15 protein-coding genes are annotated in these 15,345 nt (G+C 61.0%); 4 read left to right on the top strand and 11 right to left on the bottom strand.

Annotation, left to right across the window (positions count from 1 at the left end):
• Window positions 1–98 precede the first annotated feature (98 nt).
• From ACZZ0Q_RS00850 to ACZZ0Q_RS00820, 7 genes are all read right to left on the bottom strand, one after another.
• Entirely contained in the window at window positions 99–1,076 is a 978-nt protein-coding gene (locus tag ACZZ0Q_RS00850; protein WP_463540423.1) for a dipeptidase, read from the bottom strand.
• A gap of 294 nt (window positions 1,077–1,370) precedes the next feature.
• Window positions 1,371–1,556 (bottom strand): PA3371 family protein, encoded by a 186-nt coding sequence (locus ACZZ0Q_RS00845; RefSeq protein WP_463540424.1) that lies wholly within the window; start codon window positions 1,554–1,556, stop codon window positions 1,371–1,373.
• A gap of 99 nt (window positions 1,557–1,655) precedes the next feature.
• Window positions 1,656–1,964, bottom strand: a complete 309-nt coding sequence (locus ACZZ0Q_RS00840; RefSeq protein ID WP_463540425.1) for a hypothetical protein — start codon at window positions 1,962–1,964, stop codon at window positions 1,656–1,658.
• 214 nt (window positions 1,965–2,178) lie between these two features.
• Entirely contained in the window at window positions 2,179–3,390 is a 1,212-nt protein-coding gene (locus ACZZ0Q_RS00835; protein ID WP_463540426.1) for a hybrid sensor histidine kinase/response regulator, read from the bottom strand.
• On the bottom strand, window positions 3,384–3,998 hold the full coding sequence (locus ACZZ0Q_RS00830; protein WP_463540427.1) for a chemotaxis protein CheB: 615 nt from the start codon (window positions 3,996–3,998) through the stop codon (window positions 3,384–3,386). The genes ACZZ0Q_RS00835 and ACZZ0Q_RS00830 overlap by 7 nt, the downstream gene beginning before the upstream one ends.
• Window positions 3,995–4,816: a CheR family methyltransferase gene (locus ACZZ0Q_RS00825; RefSeq protein WP_463540428.1), complete on the bottom strand. Its 822-nt coding sequence runs from the start codon at window positions 4,814–4,816 to the stop codon at window positions 3,995–3,997. The genes ACZZ0Q_RS00830 and ACZZ0Q_RS00825 overlap by 4 nt, the downstream gene beginning before the upstream one ends.
• Window positions 4,816–8,301, bottom strand: a complete 3,486-nt coding sequence (locus ACZZ0Q_RS00820) for a response regulator (protein WP_463540429.1) — start codon at window positions 8,299–8,301, stop codon at window positions 4,816–4,818. Before ACZZ0Q_RS00820 ends, ACZZ0Q_RS00825 begins: the two co-directional genes overlap by 1 nt.
• Window positions 8,302–8,542: 241 nt before the next feature.
• Here ACZZ0Q_RS00820 and ACZZ0Q_RS00815 point away from each other — a divergent pair, with 241 nt between their 5' ends.
• Together ACZZ0Q_RS00815 and ACZZ0Q_RS00810 are read left to right on the top strand one after the other, a co-directional pair.
• On the top strand, window positions 8,543–8,926 hold the full coding sequence (locus ACZZ0Q_RS00815) for a response regulator (protein ID WP_463384155.1): 384 nt from the start codon (window positions 8,543–8,545) through the stop codon (window positions 8,924–8,926).
• Between the two features lie 39 nt (window positions 8,927–8,965).
• The gene (locus tag ACZZ0Q_RS00810) at window positions 8,966–9,382 is read left to right on the top strand and encodes a DUF1330 domain-containing protein (RefSeq protein WP_463540430.1); all 417 of its coding nucleotides are present in this window, start codon (window positions 8,966–8,968) and stop codon (window positions 9,380–9,382) included.
• Window positions 9,383–9,391: 9 nt separating this feature from the next.
• Here the strand turns inward: ACZZ0Q_RS00810 and ACZZ0Q_RS00805 are convergent, their stop codons facing one another.
• Window positions 9,392–10,177, bottom strand: coding sequence for an N-acetylmuramoyl-L-alanine amidase (locus ACZZ0Q_RS00805; RefSeq protein WP_463540431.1), 786 nt, complete (start codon window positions 10,175–10,177; stop codon window positions 9,392–9,394).
• A gap of 269 nt (window positions 10,178–10,446) precedes the next feature.
• Between ACZZ0Q_RS00805 and ACZZ0Q_RS00800 the strand changes: the two genes are divergently transcribed.
• Window positions 10,447–11,871 carry a DASH family cryptochrome gene (locus ACZZ0Q_RS00800; RefSeq protein ID WP_463540432.1) on the top strand — a complete coding sequence of 475 codons (1,425 nt, stop codon included), beginning with the start codon at window positions 10,447–10,449 and terminating at the stop codon, window positions 11,869–11,871.
• A 116-nt stretch (window positions 11,872–11,987) separates the two neighbouring features.
• On the opposite strand, the gene ACZZ0Q_RS00795 is transcribed toward ACZZ0Q_RS00800, so the two are convergent.
• Genes ACZZ0Q_RS00795 through ACZZ0Q_RS00785 form a run of 3 tightly spaced genes read right to left on the bottom strand, consistent with a single transcriptional unit; the run spans window position 11,988 to window position 14,380 of the window.
• Window positions 11,988–12,782, bottom strand: a complete 795-nt coding sequence (locus tag ACZZ0Q_RS00795; protein WP_122492073.1) for a thymidylate synthase — start codon at window positions 12,780–12,782, stop codon at window positions 11,988–11,990.
• Window positions 12,779–13,588, bottom strand: a complete 810-nt coding sequence (lgt, locus tag ACZZ0Q_RS00790; RefSeq protein ID WP_122492074.1) for a prolipoprotein diacylglyceryl transferase — start codon at window positions 13,586–13,588, stop codon at window positions 12,779–12,781. The genes ACZZ0Q_RS00795 and lgt overlap by 4 nt, the downstream gene beginning before the upstream one ends.
• Before the next feature lie 9 nt (window positions 13,589–13,597).
• The gene (locus ACZZ0Q_RS00785) at window positions 13,598–14,380 is read right to left on the bottom strand and encodes a sulfite exporter TauE/SafE family protein (RefSeq protein WP_122492075.1); all 783 of its coding nucleotides are present in this window, start codon (window positions 14,378–14,380) and stop codon (window positions 13,598–13,600) included.
• 196 nt (window positions 14,381–14,576) lie between these two features.
• Between ACZZ0Q_RS00785 and ACZZ0Q_RS00780 the strand changes: the two genes are divergently transcribed.
• Entirely contained in the window at window positions 14,577–15,323 is a 747-nt protein-coding gene (locus tag ACZZ0Q_RS00780) for an NRDE family protein (protein ID WP_463540433.1), read from the top strand.
• Window positions 15,324–15,345 lie beyond the last annotated feature (22 nt).

Below are 15,345 nucleotides of genomic sequence, written 5' to 3'. Positions count from 1 at the left end.
AACCCTCTCCCGAAACGGGAGAGGGAGCCGACCGCGAATGGTCTCCCCTCTCCCGCTTGCGGGAGAGGGGCTGGGGGTGAGGGTCGAAGGAAACGGCGTTATTCGTGCCAGACGTCAGCTAGAACGCGAACCCAGTTCTCACCCATGATCTTGCGCACCACACGTTCGCTATGGCCGCGCTTGAGCAGGGTTTCGGTGAGGTTGGGGAATTCGCCCACGGTGCGGATGCCCAGCGGGTTGATGATCTTGCCGAAGCTGGTGAGGCGGCGGGCGTAGCCTTTGTCGTGGGTCAGGTATTCGAAGAAGTCCTGGCCGTGGCCCTGAGTGAAGTCGGTGCCAATGCCGATGGCGTCTTCGCCGACGATGTTCATCACGTATTCGATGGCTTCGGCGTAGTCGTCGATGGTGGAGTCGATGCCCTTGGCCAGGAACGGCGCGAACATGGTCACGCCGACAAAGCCGCCGTGGTCGGCGATGAATTTCAGTTCTTCATCGGATTTGTTGCGCGGGTGTTCTTTAAGGCCCGACGGCAGGCAGTGCGAGTAGCACACCGGCTTTTTCGATTCGAGGATGACTTCTTCGGAGGTCTTGGAACCGACGTGGGAGAGGTCGCACATGATGCCGACGCGGTTCATTTCCGCGACGATCTCGCGGCCGAAACCGGACAGCCCACCGTCACGCTCGTAACAGCCGGTGCCCACCAGGTTCTGGGTGTTGTAGCACATCTGCACAATGCCAACGCCGAGCTGTTTGAACACCTCGACGTAGCCGATCTGGTCTTCAAATGCGTGGGCATTCTGGAAGCCGAAGAGGATGCCGGTTTTGCCTTGTTCCTTGGCTTTGCGGATGTCGGCGGTGGTGCGCACGGGCATCACCAGGTCGGCGTTTTCGCGCATTAGCTTCTGGCTGGCGGCGATGCTGTTGACGGTTGCCTGGAAACCTTCCCATACCGAGACGGTGCAGTTGGCCATGGTCAGGCCGCCTTTGCGCATGTCTTCGAACAGCTCACGGTTCCATTTGGCGATGATCAGACCGTCGATAACGATGCTGTCGGCGTGCAACTCGGCTGGGCTCATCAGGCTGTCCCCTCTCTAATAACCGGCGCCGAATCGTTTGCCGGCGCTTTGGGGGTCAGCATATTCCTTGGGCATTGGCCGCTATCGCGCAAAAACGACAGGGGAATTGTCGAAAGCGTCAAAGTTGGGCGGGGGAGCGAAACGAACTGTGGGAGCGAGCTTGCTCGCGAAGGGTGGTGAACAGGCGGGGATTACGTCGGCGCGAATACCGCTTCGCGAGCAAGCTCGCTCCTACGGGATACGCGGGTGGCGCGGGAGGGTAAGCGAAGTAGCGGGAAAGCGGGGAATCGGTGCTTAACGCAGCACCGGGTCGAACTTGATACGGCGGCCAAACACCAGGGCTAATACAAACATACCCACCAGCAATCCGGTTGCCAGTTTCAACACACCAATGACCATTGCGTTGCTCAACGGCGCGTACAGCACCACAGCGCAGCAAACAAAGGCCAGCACCAGCAAGACCGTCGCAGCTTTAGACATGGCATTCATCCTCAGGCTCTTACACACATAACTAACCCGACTTTCATGACAACCAGGCGCGGGGCCGGCCGGTCATTTGTCGGCTTTCAGGGATTGGAATCAGAATACAAAGCGCTGGTTAGCGGCTTGCGGGGTGTGGCCGGTTTCAACGTCGTCGCTGACGGTCAGCCACTGGGCACCGCGCAGTACGTCGCCTTGCGGTGCGGTCTGGGCCATTTGCGGCTCAGGCTGCATGAACGGGCTTTCGGCCCACTGCGGCTCGGTCAGCGGTTTGTTCATTAGTTGGGAGTGGGTGACCTTGGCAGTCGCCTGAACGGCAACGGTGTCAGGGGCGGAGATCGTGGCGGACGCATATGCACCAGTGACAACCACAGCAGCGGCACTCAGCAGGTTCAGTACGGTATTCATGGCGGCGACTCCATCGCAGATCAAGTTTTCTTGAATCTGAAAGTGCAGCCGTCGTGCCAACTAAAAGTGAAATTTTTTCCCTTTAAAATCAATCACTTACAAATCAATTCCGTAAGGACCGGTTGCACATTGCACGACGGCCGTTTTTGCCGGGTTGCAAATTGCACGACCGCTTATCACCGTTTCGCAGGGGCTTAAGCGAAACGGCGTTTTTTCACGCGGCGGGGTCTGGCTCGGTGCGCGATTCCAGCGGCAGGTAAACGCGAAACAGCGAACCCTGGCCCAAGTGGCTTTCCACTTCGATGGTGCCCTGGTGCGAGGCAATGATCTGCTCGGTGATAAACAGGCCCAAGCCCAGCCCCTGGCTCACGCCATTGGACGACACACGCTCGAATTGCTGGAAGATGCGCGCCAGGTCCGGGGCGGAAATGCCGATGCCGTGGTCTTCCACTTCCAGGCAGGCCCCTTCTGGCGTGGCCAGCACGCGCAGGTCTACCGGCTTCTTGTTGCCGTAGCGCAGCGCGTTGGTGAGCAGGTTGACCACCACTTGTTCGATGCGGAATTCATCCCACAAGCCGGTTACCGGCTCGGCCGCGCTCAGGGTGACTTCACAGCCTGCGGCAGCAATTTGCGCGCTGTAGTTTTCCAGCACGCGGCCCACCAAGGCGGCGAGGTCGAAGTGGGCCGGGCGGATGGACAGCTTGCCGGTGCGAATGCGCGATACATCGAGCATGTCTTCGATCAGGCGCACCAGGCTGTTGATCTGCCGCTCGTCGCGCTCGGTCATGGCTTTGAGCTTGTCGGGGGTGAATGCGCTTAGGTCGCCTTTGCTCAGGCGCAGCTTGCGCAGCTGGGTTTCCAGCACCAGGCCGTTGAGCGGCGTTCGCAGCTCATGGGAGACGATAGACATAAAGTCGTCGCGCATGCGCACGGCCCGCTCGAGGTCGTCCTGGGTGGCACGCAGTTCACAGAGCAGCACTTCCTGCTCCTTGCGGCCTTTTTCCAGGGCGATCACTTGTTCGTTGATGGCTTGGCGTTGGCGGAACAGTTCGACGAACACGGTGACCTTGCTTTTCACCGCCTGGATATCCAGGGGCTTTTGCAGAAAGTCGACGGCGCCGCTTTCGTAGCCGGTGAAGGCGTAGTTCATCTCGCGCCCGGCGGCGCTGACGAAGACGATGGGAATGTGTTTGGTCTTTTCCGTGCCACGCATCAGCTCGGCCAGCTCGAAGCCGTTCATGTCGGGCATTTGCACGTCGAGAATGGCGAGGGCGAATTCGTGTTGCAGCAGCAGCCCCAACGCTTCCTCGCCCGAGGTGGCTTGAAACACCTGGCGGCCCTCACCACGGATCAGCGCGTCGAGGGCCAGCAGGTTCTCCGGCAGGTCATCGACGATCAGCAGTTTGGTTTCGATGGTTGTCAGCATGGGCTTTTATTCAACTCTGCGAGCAGCGCCTGTATGCCGGGAACCGGCAAGACAAAATCGGCTGGGTGCAATGCCAGCGCCGCTAAGGGCATGGTGGGAACCTGAGCGTCTGCGGGGTCTTGGACCACGGTCAGACCACCACAGTGTTTTATGGTTGCCATTCCTTTTGCGCCGTCCTCGTTGGCACCTGTCAGCAGCACGCCCATCAGCGCCGGGCCGTAGGCATCGGCGGCCGACTCAAACAGCACGTCAATCGAGGGCCGGGAGAAATGCTGCGGCTCTTCGCGGCTGAGGGAAAAGCTGCGGTCGTTTTCGATCAGCAAGTGATACCCGGCCCCGGCGAAATACAGCGTGCCGCCGTGCAGCGGTTCTTTGTCTTCGGCTTCTTTTACGCGAATGCCCAGGCGCGCCTGGAACACGTCGGCCAACTGACTGCGACGGTCGTCGGGCAAATGCAGCACGGTGATGATGGGCAGGCGGTAGTCGGCGCCCAGGCCGCTGAAGATGGCCAGCAGCGCTTGTACGCCGCCCGCCGACGCGCCGACCACCACCGCTTCCAGCGCGTGGGCGCGGGTCAGCAGCAAGTCGTCGAGGGCGGCGGTGTTCATGATTTGCGGAATATCCGTTCTTGTTTCACCAACGGTTCGAAGCGCTTGGCGTAGCTGGAGAAGTCTAGGCTCTCCTTGCTGCCCAGGCCGAGGAAACCCCGGTGGCAGAGCGATTCGTGAAACAGGCCAAACGCGCGGTCTTGCAGGGTTTTGTTGAAGTAGATGAGCACGTTGCGACACGAAATTAGCTGGGTTTCCGAGAACACGCTATCGGTGGCCAGGCTGTGGTCGGCGAAGGTCACGTTCTCACGCAGCGACTTATCAAACAGCGCGCCTTCGTAGGCCGCCGTGTAGTAGTCGGAGAACGAGCGCTGGCCGCCGGCCTTTTGGTAGTTCTCGGTGTAGGTGCGTATGTTGTCCAAGGAAAAGATGCCGCGTTCGGCCTTTTCCAGGGAGCGCGGGTTGATATCGGTGGCGTAGATGATCGAGCGTTCCAGCAGCCCTTCTTCTTTGAGCAGAATGGCCAGCGAATACACCTCCTCGCCCGTGCTGCAACCGGCCACCCACACTTTTACCGACGGGTAGGTTTTCAGCAGCGGCACCACTTGCTGACGCAACGCCAAGTAGTAGGTCGGGTCGCGGAACATCTCGCTGACCGGAATCGTCAGGTACTGCAGCAACTGCATAAAAGCGCCGGGATCGTGCAGGATGCGCTCCTGCAACGCCGTGATGGTGTTGCAGTTGAATTGCTGCAACGCATGGCGCACGCGGCGCTTGAACGAAGCGCCGCTGTAGTCACGGAAGTCGTAGTTGTACTTGAGGTAGATGGCCTCGATCAGCAGACGCAGCTCGATCTCAAGATCACGGTCGGGTGACATCAAATGCGTTCCAGTTTGGGCAGCCATACGCGAATTAAGGAAAACAACCGATCCAGGTCGATGGGTTTGGCCAGGTAGTCATTGGCGCCTGCTTGTAAGCAGCGGTCCTGGTCATCTTTCATTGCCTTGGCGGTCACTGCAATCACCGGCAACTTGCGCCAGCGCGGGTTCTTGCGAATTTCGGCGGTGGCTTCGTAGCCGTCCATTTCCGGCATCATCACATCCATCAGCACCAGGTCGATGTCTTCGACCTCTTCCAGCTTAGTCAGTGCTTCGCGCCCGTTGCGCGCCACTTCGACGATGGCGCCTTTGTGTTCCAAGGCGCTGGTGAGGGCGAAGATATTGCGCACGTCGTCGTCGACCACCAACACGCGCCGGCCTTCAAACACCTTGTCGCGGTTGCGCGCCGTTTTCAGCATGTTCTGCCGTTCGCTGGACAGCTGCGACTCGACCTTGTGCAGGAACAGCGTCACTTCATCGAGCAAGCGTTCGGGCGAGCGCGCGCCCTTGATGATGATCGAGCGCGAGTACTTCATCAGCTCGATTTCTTCGTCGCGCGTCAGGTTGCGGCCGGTGTACACAATCACGGGCGGGAAGGAGCAGATGTCTTCCTCGGACATGCGTTTGAGCAGCTCGTTGCCGCGCATGTCGGGCAGCTTGAGGTCGATGATCATGCAGTCGAACACCGTGGTGCGCAGCAGCTCAAGTGCCTCGCGGCCGAACTCGACGGCAGTGATTTCGATGTCTTCATCGCCGATCAGGCGCGAAATGCTGTCGCGTTGCAGGGCGTCGTCTTCCACCAGCAGCACGCGCTTAACCTGTTGGGCGAGCTTGGCTTCGAGCTTGGCGAACACGTCTTTCAGGTGCTCTCGGGTGGTCGGTTTTACTGCATAGCCGATGGCGCCCAATTGCAGCGCGGCTTCCATGCGGTCTTCAACGGAAATCACGTGCACCGGGATATGCCGGGTGCGCGGGTTGTCTTTCAGGCGCTGCAAGGCGGCCAGGCCGGAAATATCGGGCAAGCGCATGTCCAGCAGCACGGCGTCTGGCAGGAATTGCGCGGCCAATTGCAGACCCTCGTCGGCACCGTGCGCCACCAGGCAGTCGTATTTCAGCTCGTGGGCCAGGTCGTAGAGAATCTGCGCGAAGTTGGGCTCGTCTTCGATCACCAGAATGCGGCGGCTGCCGTCTTGCAGTTTTTCGCGGTCATCGTTGAAGCGCGGAATAACCGGCGGCTCGGTGCTGACCGGCGCGGCAGGCGCCACCAGCGGCGCGGGCGGCGGTGGCGGTACATCGGCGACCGACTGAATCACCAGCCCTTCTTCATAGGACTGCGGCAGGACCAAGGTAAACGTGCTGCCCTTGCCCGGTGCGCTGACCACGCTGATGGCGCCACCGAGCAAGGTCGCCAGGTCGCGGGAGATCGACAGGCCCAACCCAGTGCCACCGTAGCGGCGGTTGGTGGTGCCATCGGCTTGGCGGAAGGCCTCGAAAATGTAGCTCTGCTGGTCTTCGCGAATGCCGATGCCGGAGTCTTTCACCGCAAACGCCACGCGGCCATCTGGCTGGCGGCTGACGCTCAGGGTCACCTGGCCTTTCTCGGTGAACTTCATGGCGTTGGAGAGCAGGTTTTTCAGAATCTGCTCCACGCGCTGCTGGTCGGTGAACAAGGCGGTCGGCAGGTCTGGCGCCATGACGATGTCAAAGCCCAGCTGTTTATCCAGCGCAACCGGCTGGAACAAGGTGCGCAGGCTGTCGACCAGGCGGCTGAGCGGCATGTTTTGCGGGCGCACTTCCAGCTTGCCGGCTTCGACTTTGGAGATGTCGAGAATGTCGTTGATCAGCAGCAGCAGGTCATTGCCAGCGGCGTAGATCGATTCGGCGAACTTCACTTGCTCGGGCGTCAGGTTGCCGTGCGGGTTGTCGCCCAGCAGCTTGGCCAGAATCAACGAGCTGTTAAGCGGGGTGCGCAGCTCGTGGCTCATGTTGGCGAGGAATTCGGACTTGTACAGGCTGGCGCGTTGCAGTTCCTGGGCGCGCTCTTCCAGCTCGCGCTGGGCCACACCAAGGGCGTTGTTCTTTTCGTCCAGCGAGTCGCGCTGGTCTTCCAGGCGCTGGGCCTGGTCGGCCAATTGCTCGTTGGTTTGCTCAAGCTCGGCTTGCTGGCTTTCCAGGTGCGCCTGGGATTCTTTGAGCACGCGCGACTGCTCTTCGAGCTCTTCGTTGGCGGTGCGCAATTCTTCTTGCTGCACTTGCAACTCTTCGTTGAGCTGCTGGGTTTCGGTCAGGGCCTGCTGCAGGCGCACACGGTAGTTAGCGGCATCGATGGAGGTGCCGATGTTGCCGGCGATGGTTTCCAGAAACTCGATGTCGGTGTCGGTGATCGGGCGCAGAAACGCCAGTTCGAGCACGCCGTTTACCAGGTTGTCATTGATGATCGGCAGCACCACGATATTGAGCTGCGAGGTGGCGCCCAGGCCCGAAGCCACGCTGAGGTAGGCGTGCGGCAGGTTATCGAGGCGGATCATGCGGCGCTCTTGCGCAGCCTGGCCGACCATCGATTCATTGCCGATCTCAACCTGCTCCGAGCCGTCTTGGTCGACGTTAAACCCATAGGTGGCCACGCGTTTCAACGCGCCCCCCAGCTCGCGCACATAAAACGCGCCCACGGTGGTGCCGATATAACTGGCCAGCTCGCTCAACACGCCCTGCCCCAATTGCGCCAGGGTTTGCTGGCCCAGCGCCCGCTCAGCCAGCAGGCTCTGGCCGTTGCGCAGCCAGGCTTTCTGCTCAATGACTTCAGCGCTGCGCTGTTGCTGCTGCAAGGTTTTGGCGTAACTGTTGGACAAGCCGAGCAATTCGCGACGGCCCATGAACGCAAGAATGCCGCTGACCACCAGACTGAACAGTAGGTACAGCGCGATGGTCAGCACCACCGTGTTGTTGGCTTCTTTGTTGCGCTGGAAGCGCAGCTGCTGCTCGGTGGCGATAACTTCGTCGAAACCTTTGCGGATTTCGTCAGTCAGTTCTTTGCCACGGCCGCTAGAGATGATGAGTTGGTAGTTTTCGCCGGCACGGCGGCTGTCGATCACCGCATCGGCAAACTTGGCCCACTGCTGCTGTAACGCCTCCAGGCGACGCAGCCGGTCAACCTGAGCCGGGTTGTCTGCCACCAGTTCTTTGAGCGATTGCAGTTCGGAATTAATGCGCGGCCGGGCAACATCAAACGGCGCGAGAAAGGATTCATTGCCGGTAATCAGGAACCCGCGCATGCCGGTTTCCTGGTCAACGGTCAGGCGATACGCCTCGTTGGTATTACCGATCACGCGGTCGGTGTGTTCGACCCATTGCAGAACGTTGAGCAGGTAATACACCAGGCCAATAAAGAAGACCGCACTGAGAACGCCCACGCCCAACGGCAACGAGACGTTGCGGCTGAGAATGCGGCGAAAGCTGTTTTCGTCAATTGCAGTGGTGTCGCTCATTTGCCGTCCCTGCGTAAAAATTCCGGATTCTGCCGTAAAGCCCAGGAAATGTGCATGCTTATTCCTACATACGCTAGAGAAATGACCGGCTGACCGTAGCCGGTTTGTCGACCCTTCGGTAGTCTTGCGCCGCACGGAGGCTCATCGACAAACGCAAGGCCAGAGACTTGGTCAGCAGCACGCTCAAGCAGTTGCACATTTATTTTTCGTTGTTTATTTGCCCCCAATTCGAGACCGTTTCATGCCCGACAGCCTTAGTGAAAACAGCCATAAAACCATCCTGCTGGTCGAGGATGACGATGTGGTGCGCATGCTCACCGTCGAGGTGCTTGAGGAGCTGGGCTACCAGTTGCTGGAGGCTGAGAACGGCCCCGACGCGCTGGCCTTCATTAATAGCGAACAGCCCATCGACCTGCTGATGACCGACATCGGCCTGCCCGGCATGACCGGCCAGCAACTGATGGCGGCCGCCCATGAGCGCCGGCCGAACCTGCCGGTGTTGTTCGCCAGCGGTTACGCCGCACAGGATTACCAGACGGGCGTGACCACCGCCAAAGTCGCCACCATCACCAAGCCGTTCAGCCTCGACCTGCTGCGCACAACGGTTGCCGACATGCTGGCGTAACGGCTCAAGGCTTCAACCACAACAATAAGAGAGTCCGCCATGAACCCACTCAGCACCCTCAATCCGACCCGCGAGCAACTGGCCACCTTCGCTGAAAAGCTGCCGGCCGATACGCCGATTCTGATGCTCAACCTGCTGCGCTATAACCCCGAGGCGCAGTACCCCGCCGACACCGAACACTCCCCGTGCAGCGGCCGCGAGGCCTACGCACGCTACAGCCGCACGGCACTGACCAAAGTGCGCGGCGTTGGTGGCGAAGTGCAGGTGCTGGCGAGTATTGAAGTGGCGCTGATTGCGCCGGCGGGCGAGCAGTGGGATGAACTGCTGCTGGTGCGCTACCCGTCCAAGGATGCGTTTTTAAGCATGATTGGCGACCCGCAATACAAGGCGGCGACGGTGCATCGCACGGCGGCCTTGGCGGACTCGCGGTTGTTGGCGAGCTTGCCCAAGCGCTAAGGCTGACGTCTATTTCGGCCGATTCATCCGATTAAGCACCACCAGCAGCGCCGCTGTTTGCGCATCCGGCTGCCCGTCGAAGCGATGGGGCCGGTAGTGCATCTGGAACGCGGCGATCACGTGCCGCGTGGCCACGTCCAGTTCGCCGTTTTGCGGCGTGGCGTAGCCAAGATGCGCCAGCTGCTGTTGATACCAACTAACCGAAGGCAGGTTTTGCTCGAAGGCGGGCAACGCCTCGGCCACGGCTGTCGCGTCTGGCCACAAACCAAAACCGGCCTCGGCCAGGCGCTGCCAAGGGAACAGCGGCCCCGGGTCGAGTTTGCGCAACGGCGCGATGTCACTATGGCCGATTACGTGGCGCGGCTCGATGTGGTTACGGGTGGTGATGTCTTTAAGCAGCGCCATCAGCGCGGTGATTTGTTGTTCGCTAAACGGATACCACACGCGGCCTTGCGGCGTGTCGTCGTAGCCGGGGTTCACCAGCTCAATGCCGATAGAGGTGGAGTTCAGCCAGGTGCGCCCTTCCCACTCGCTTTCGCCGGCATGCCAAGCGCGTTTGTTTTCATCCACGAGTCGATAAATAGTCGCCGGCCCTGCGCCGATCAGGTAATGACTGCTGACTTCGCCCCGGGTCAGCAATTGCAGCGAGCGCTCAAGGCTGGCCGAGGTGTAATGCAGGATGACGTATTGCACCCGCTCATCCTGGTTTTGTGAGGGATGGCGGGTGTCGATGGTCAGGCCGTTGGTGCAGCCAACAAGGGAAATAAGGAAGACGGCTAAAAGCAGATTTTTCATCGGATATCGCAGAAAGACTCGGGGTAAAAGCGGGCCGGTTTAACCCGTTCGGCGCCTGCCAAGGGCTGGCTAGTTGCCACTGAAGTGCCGCCCTAGGTATAACGAACGGTAGTTTAGTGCTTTACGCGGGGCGTTGCTGAGCGGATGCGCAAAGCGTCAGTTTCCCGGCGAAAAAGCGCCAGACAAGCGGCGTCATGGAGCAAAAAACGCCGACCTATATTTAGCTCCAGCTCTCGCCCACGCTGCCAAGCACTGAAAGGAAATCATGCATGCGCCGCTCACTTCTATGGTTCAAACACGACCTGCGTCTGGATGACCATCCTGCTTTGCACGCGGCTGCTCGCGCCGAGCGGATGCTGCCGGTGTTTGTGCTCGATCCCAAATTATTGCAACCCGGCCCGCTGGGCGCTCGCCGCCTCGGTGTGCACCGCGCGCGGTTTCTGCTGGAAAGCTTGCTGGCCCTGGACGGCGCCCTGCGAGCGCGCGGCTCGCACTTATTAGTGGTGCAGGGCCAACCCGATCATATTCTGCCGCTGCTGGCCGAGCGCCTGGCCATTGATGAAGTGATTACCCACGAGGAAATCGCCCCCGAGGCGCGGGACGAACTCGCTCGGGTGCGCGACAAACTCGGCGCCACGCCGCTGCTGGAAATCGCGGGGCATGGCCTGCTGCAAGCCAACGAATTGCCATGCGCCGTGGAGCAATTGCCCGCGGTGTACCGCGACTTCTGCACCGTGATGGAGGAACGCCTGGTGGTGTTCCAGCCACTGGCGGCGCCGGAGCGGTTGCCGGCGATTCCTGAAGCGGCGAATGAATTGCTGATGCCGCCACCCCCGCTGTCGCACCTGGGCCTGGGCGAGCCGATTTACATCGCCGACAGCGCCTTTCCGTTCTCGGGCGGCGAAGTGGCGGCGCAGGCGCGGTTGCGCGACTTCTTGTGGGAAAGCCAGGGCGTTCGGCAATACGCAGCGACGCGTGACAGCCTGATCGGCAGCGAATTCTCCTCGAAGCTTTCGCCGTGGCTGGCCAACGGCTGCTTGTCGGTTCGCCGTGTGGTCGCCGACCTGCGCCGCCATGAAGCGCAGTACGGGCGCAACGACTCCACACAGGAACTGTGGCGCGCCGTGCTCTGGCGTGAATTCTTTCGCTGGACCCTGGTGCGTCGCGGCGACGCGTTGTTCCAGGCTGGCGGTTTGAAGGCCACGCAACAAGCCCCGACCGCCGTGGACGAACGTTTTCAGCAATGGACGCAAGGCCGCACCGGCATGCCCCTGGTGGACGCCTGCATGCGCGAACTGGCCGCTACCGGGTTTATCAGCAAGCGCGGGCGGCAAGTGGTGGCCAGTTATTTGGTCAACGAATTGCGCCAAGACTGGCGCCACGGCGCGGCCTGGTTCGAAGAGCATTTGCTGGATTACGAAGCGGCGAGCAACTGGGGCAACTGGGCCTATCTCACCGGTATCGCCTGCGACCCGGTGCGCAGCCAGGCGCTAAACCCGCTGCTGCAAGCGCGGCGCTTCGACCCGCAAGCGGCGTATGTCAGCCTTTGGCTGAGCGAGCTTCGCGCCTTGCCCGTGAACATGCGCCACACGCCGTTTGTGCTGTCGCACCTGCAACTGGATGCGCTGAATTACCCGCGCTTGGAGCATGTGCCCGAGAGTTGGCAGCCATATTTGCCGGGCGTGGCAGCGTAAATCGTCAGCAGTCACCAACCTGTAGGAGCCAGCTTGCTGGCGAAGCCCTTCAAGATTAAAAGCTTCGCCAGCAAGCTGGCTCCTACGGGGTTGCAGGCGACGGGATTGCAGGTGGTTTAAACCGCCACCGGCGCCGAAATATGCGGGTGGGCCTGGTAATTCTGCAGTTCGAAGTCTTCAAACTTGAAGGCGAACAAGTCTTTCACGTCCGGGTTCAGCTTCATGGTCGGCAGCGGCAGCGGCTCGCGGGTGAGCTGCAGGTCGGCCTGTTCCAGGTGGTTGGCGTACAGGTGGCAGTCGCCGCCGGTCCAGATGAACTCGCCCGGCTCCAGGTTGCACACCTGCGCCACCATCAACGTCAGCAGCGCGTAGCTGGCGATGTTGAATGGCACGCCGAGGAAGATATCCGCCGAGCGCTGGTACAGCTGGCAGCTGAGCTTGCCGTCCGCCACGTAGAACTGGAACAGCGCGTGGCACGGTGGCAGGGCCATCTGGTCGACCAGCGCCGGGTTCCAGGCCGAGACCATCAGGCGGCGTGAGTCGGGGTTCTTTTTGATCATCTCGATCAGCTTGCTGATCTGGTCCACCGACTCACCGTTGGGCGCCGGCCAGTTGCGCCATTGGTAGCCGTACACCGGGCCGAGGTCACCGTTTTCGTCGGCCCATTCGTCCCAGATGCGCACGCCGTTGTCTTTCAGGTACTTGATGTTGGTGTCGCCCTGAAGGAACCACAGCAGCTCGTGGATGATGGATTTCAGATGGCATTTTTTAGTGGTCACCAACGGAAAACCATCGGCCAGGTTGAAGCGCATCTGGTGGGCAAACAGGCTGTACGTGCCGGTGCCGGTGCGGTCGGCCTTGAAGGTGCCTGTCTCGCGCACCAGGCGCATCATGTCGAGGTATTGCTTCATTGCACGACTCCTTTGGCGACCACGGGCGCGCGGCGATGGGCCCAAACGACCAGGGCCAGGCCAGCGACAATCATCGGCACGCACAGCACTTGACCCATGGTCAGCCAGCCCCAGGCTAGGTAGCCCAACTGCGCGTCCGGCACGCGGACGAATTCAACGATAAAACGGAAGATGCCGTAGAACAGCGCGAACATGCCGGAGATGGCCATGGTTGGCCGTGGCTTGCGCGAGTAGAACCAGAGAATGGCAAACAGCGCCACGCCTTCAAGGGCGAACTGATACAGCTGCGACGGGTGACGCGGCAGTTGCGCCGGGTCGGTGGGGAAAATCATCGCCCACGGTACGTCGGTGGCCTTACCCCAGAGTTCGGCGTTGATGAAGTTGCCGATACGCCCGGCACCCAGGCCGATCGGCACCAGCGGCGCGATAAAGTCCATCAGCTCGAAGAAGCTTTTACCGTTACGCCGGCCGAACCAGAGCATGGCCAGCATCACGCCGATAAAGCCGCCATGGAACGACATGCCGCCGCGCCACACTTCCAGAATCAGCAGCGGGTTGGCGATGTAGGCCGGCAAATCGTAGAACAGCACGTAACCCAAACGCCCGCCGACGATTACGCCCATGGACGCCCAGAACACCAGGTCGGAAAGCTTTTCCTTGGTCCAGGTGGCGTCGAAACGCTCCAACCGGCGCGAGGCCAGCCACCAGGCGCCGCCGATGCCCACCAGGTACATCAAACCGTACCAGTGGATTTTCAGCGGGCCGATGGCCAGGGCCACCGGGTCGATATTCGGGTAAGCCAGCATGTGGACTCCTTAAATCAAGAAACTCAAACCCACGCTGACAAGCAGCAGGGCGAACAGGCGCTTGAGCAACACCGGCGACAGCCGATGGGCCAGGCGCACGCCGTAACGGGCGAAAAACATACTGGTCAGGGCGATGCCCAATAAAGCCGGCAAATACACAAAGCCCAGGCTCCAGGACGGCAGCCGTGGGTCATGCCAGCCCAATAGGATAAAACTCAGCGCACTGGCCAGGGCAATGGGGAAGCCGCACGCCGACGAAGTGGCCACCGCCTGCTGCATCGGCACGCTGCGCCAGCTCAGGAACGGCACGGTCATGGAGCCGCCGCCCACGCCAAAAATCGCCGACGCCCAGCCGATCACCGCACCCGCTGCGCCCAGGCCCGCTTTACCGGGCACGCCGCGCGTGGCTTTAGGTTTCAACGAGAACGCCATTTGAATGGCCACGGCGATGGCGAACACGCCGATGATTTTTTGCAGGTATTCACCGTGAATCGACTTGGCCGTCAGGGCGCCAAGGCCGGCGCCGACGACGATGCCCAGGCCCATCCACCGCACAATCGTCCAGTTCACCGCGCCTTTGCGGTGGTGCTCACGAACGGCGTTGATGGAGGTGAAGATGATGGTCGCCAAGGAGGTGCCAACCGCCATTTGCGTGAGGATGGCCGGGTCGAAGCCTTGCGCGGTGAAGCTGAAAACCAGCACGGGAACAATGATGATGCCGCCGCCCACGCCGAACAGCCCGGCCAGCACACCGGCCCCGGCACCCAGCAGCAAATAGAGCAGGAATTCCATCGGCACCCCCGAAAACAATGCGGCATGGTAACGGAAGCCACCTTGGCTCTCCAGACATGCCGCCGGGCTGTAGATTTTTCACCGGCCCGCAATGGAAGCGTCCTACCGGCTTGGGTAAAGTGAGCTAGCCTCCCGGCACGGGAGTACCTGTACGCAGAGCCACTGCGCCAGTTGTCTGCCGATTAAGGAATGGGTGATGTGCCTGATTGTTTTCGCGTGGCGCCCTGGCCACGTCCAGCCGCTTGTGCTGGCTGCCAACCGTGATGAGTTCTATGACCGACCTGCCCTGCCACTGGCCCCTTGGGAAGATGCTCCGCACGTGCTTGCCGGGCGCGACCTGGAAGCGGGCGGCAGCTGGCTGGGCATCGGCAGCGACGGCCGCTTTGCTGCGCTAACCAACATTCGCGACCCCCGCCAGCCCCCGCTCGGCCGGTCACGGGGTGAATTGGTCGCGGAATTCTTACGCAGCGACCTGCCGCCGGCTGCGTATCTGGATGACCTGGTGGAACGCGCGGGCAATTATTCGGGCTTCAATCTGCTGCTGGGCGACCGCGACGGCGTGTGGTTTTTCAACTCCCGCGAAGGGCAGCCGCGCTTGCTGCCGCCTGGTGTGTACGGCCTGTCCAACGACAGCCTGGACACGCCGTGGCCGAAGCTGGACAAAGCCAAAGCGGCGCTGAACGAGGTGCTCGACGCGCCTGAGCCCGAGGCGCTGTTTTCCATTCTCACCGACTCGCAGCGCCCACCCGACACGGCACTGCCCGACACCGGGATTGGTCTGGCCACCGAGCAATTGCTGTCGAGCGTGTTTATCGCCAGCCGCACCTACGGCACGCGCGCCTGCACAGTGCTGATCACGCAAGCAGACGGCAAACGCGTGCTGATCGAGCGCAGCTTTGGGCCCTACGGCGGGCATTTGGGTGAGGTGCGGCTGGAAGACTGAAGACGCTCTCCCGGTTTTTGCC

This window comes from Pseudomonas sp. AC070 (assembly GCF_979258635.1).
Note: the sequence above shows the minus strand (reverse complement) of the source record. Positions and strands in the feature narration are given on the sequence as shown.

What these genes read in the sequence shown, in the direction of transcription:
- ACZZ0Q_RS00850 (WP_463540423.1), bottom strand. Translation starts at nt 1,076, where the DNA reads ATGAGCCCAGCCGAGTTGCACGCCGACAGCATCGTTATCGACGGTCTG.
- ACZZ0Q_RS00845 (WP_463540424.1), bottom strand. Translation starts at nt 1,556, where the DNA reads ATGTCTAAAGCTGCGACGGTCTTGCTGGTGCTGGCCTTTGTTTGCTGC.
- ACZZ0Q_RS00840 (WP_463540425.1), bottom strand. Translation starts at nt 1,964, where the DNA reads ATGAATACCGTACTGAACCTGCTGAGTGCCGCTGCTGTGGTTGTCACT.
- ACZZ0Q_RS00835 (WP_463540426.1), bottom strand. Translation starts at nt 3,390, where the DNA reads ATGCTGACAACCATCGAAACCAAACTGCTGATCGTCGATGACCTGCCG.
- ACZZ0Q_RS00830 (WP_463540427.1), bottom strand. Translation starts at nt 3,998, where the DNA reads ATGAACACCGCCGCCCTCGACGACTTGCTGCTGACCCGCGCCCACGCG.
- ACZZ0Q_RS00825 (WP_463540428.1), bottom strand. Translation starts at nt 4,816, where the DNA reads ATGTCACCCGACCGTGATCTTGAGATCGAGCTGCGTCTGCTGATCGAG.
- ACZZ0Q_RS00820 (WP_463540429.1), bottom strand. Translation starts at nt 8,301, where the DNA reads ATGAGCGACACCACTGCAATTGACGAAAACAGCTTTCGCCGCATTCTC.
- ACZZ0Q_RS00815 (WP_463384155.1), top strand. Translation starts at nt 8,543, where the DNA reads ATGCCCGACAGCCTTAGTGAAAACAGCCATAAAACCATCCTGCTGGTC.
- ACZZ0Q_RS00810 (WP_463540430.1), top strand. Translation starts at nt 8,966, where the DNA reads ATGAACCCACTCAGCACCCTCAATCCGACCCGCGAGCAACTGGCCACC.
- ACZZ0Q_RS00805 (WP_463540431.1), bottom strand. Translation starts at nt 10,177, where the DNA reads ATGAAAAATCTGCTTTTAGCCGTCTTCCTTATTTCCCTTGTTGGCTGC.
- ACZZ0Q_RS00800 (WP_463540432.1), top strand. Translation starts at nt 10,447, where the DNA reads ATGCGCCGCTCACTTCTATGGTTCAAACACGACCTGCGTCTGGATGAC.
- ACZZ0Q_RS00795 (WP_122492073.1), bottom strand. Translation starts at nt 12,782, where the DNA reads ATGAAGCAATACCTCGACATGATGCGCCTGGTGCGCGAGACAGGCACC.
- lgt (WP_122492074.1), bottom strand. Translation starts at nt 13,588, where the DNA reads ATGCTGGCTTACCCGAATATCGACCCGGTGGCCCTGGCCATCGGCCCG.
- ACZZ0Q_RS00785 (WP_122492075.1), bottom strand. Translation starts at nt 14,380, where the DNA reads ATGGAATTCCTGCTCTATTTGCTGCTGGGTGCCGGGGCCGGTGTGCTG.
- ACZZ0Q_RS00780 (WP_463540433.1), top strand. Translation starts at nt 14,577, where the DNA reads ATGTGCCTGATTGTTTTCGCGTGGCGCCCTGGCCACGTCCAGCCGCTT.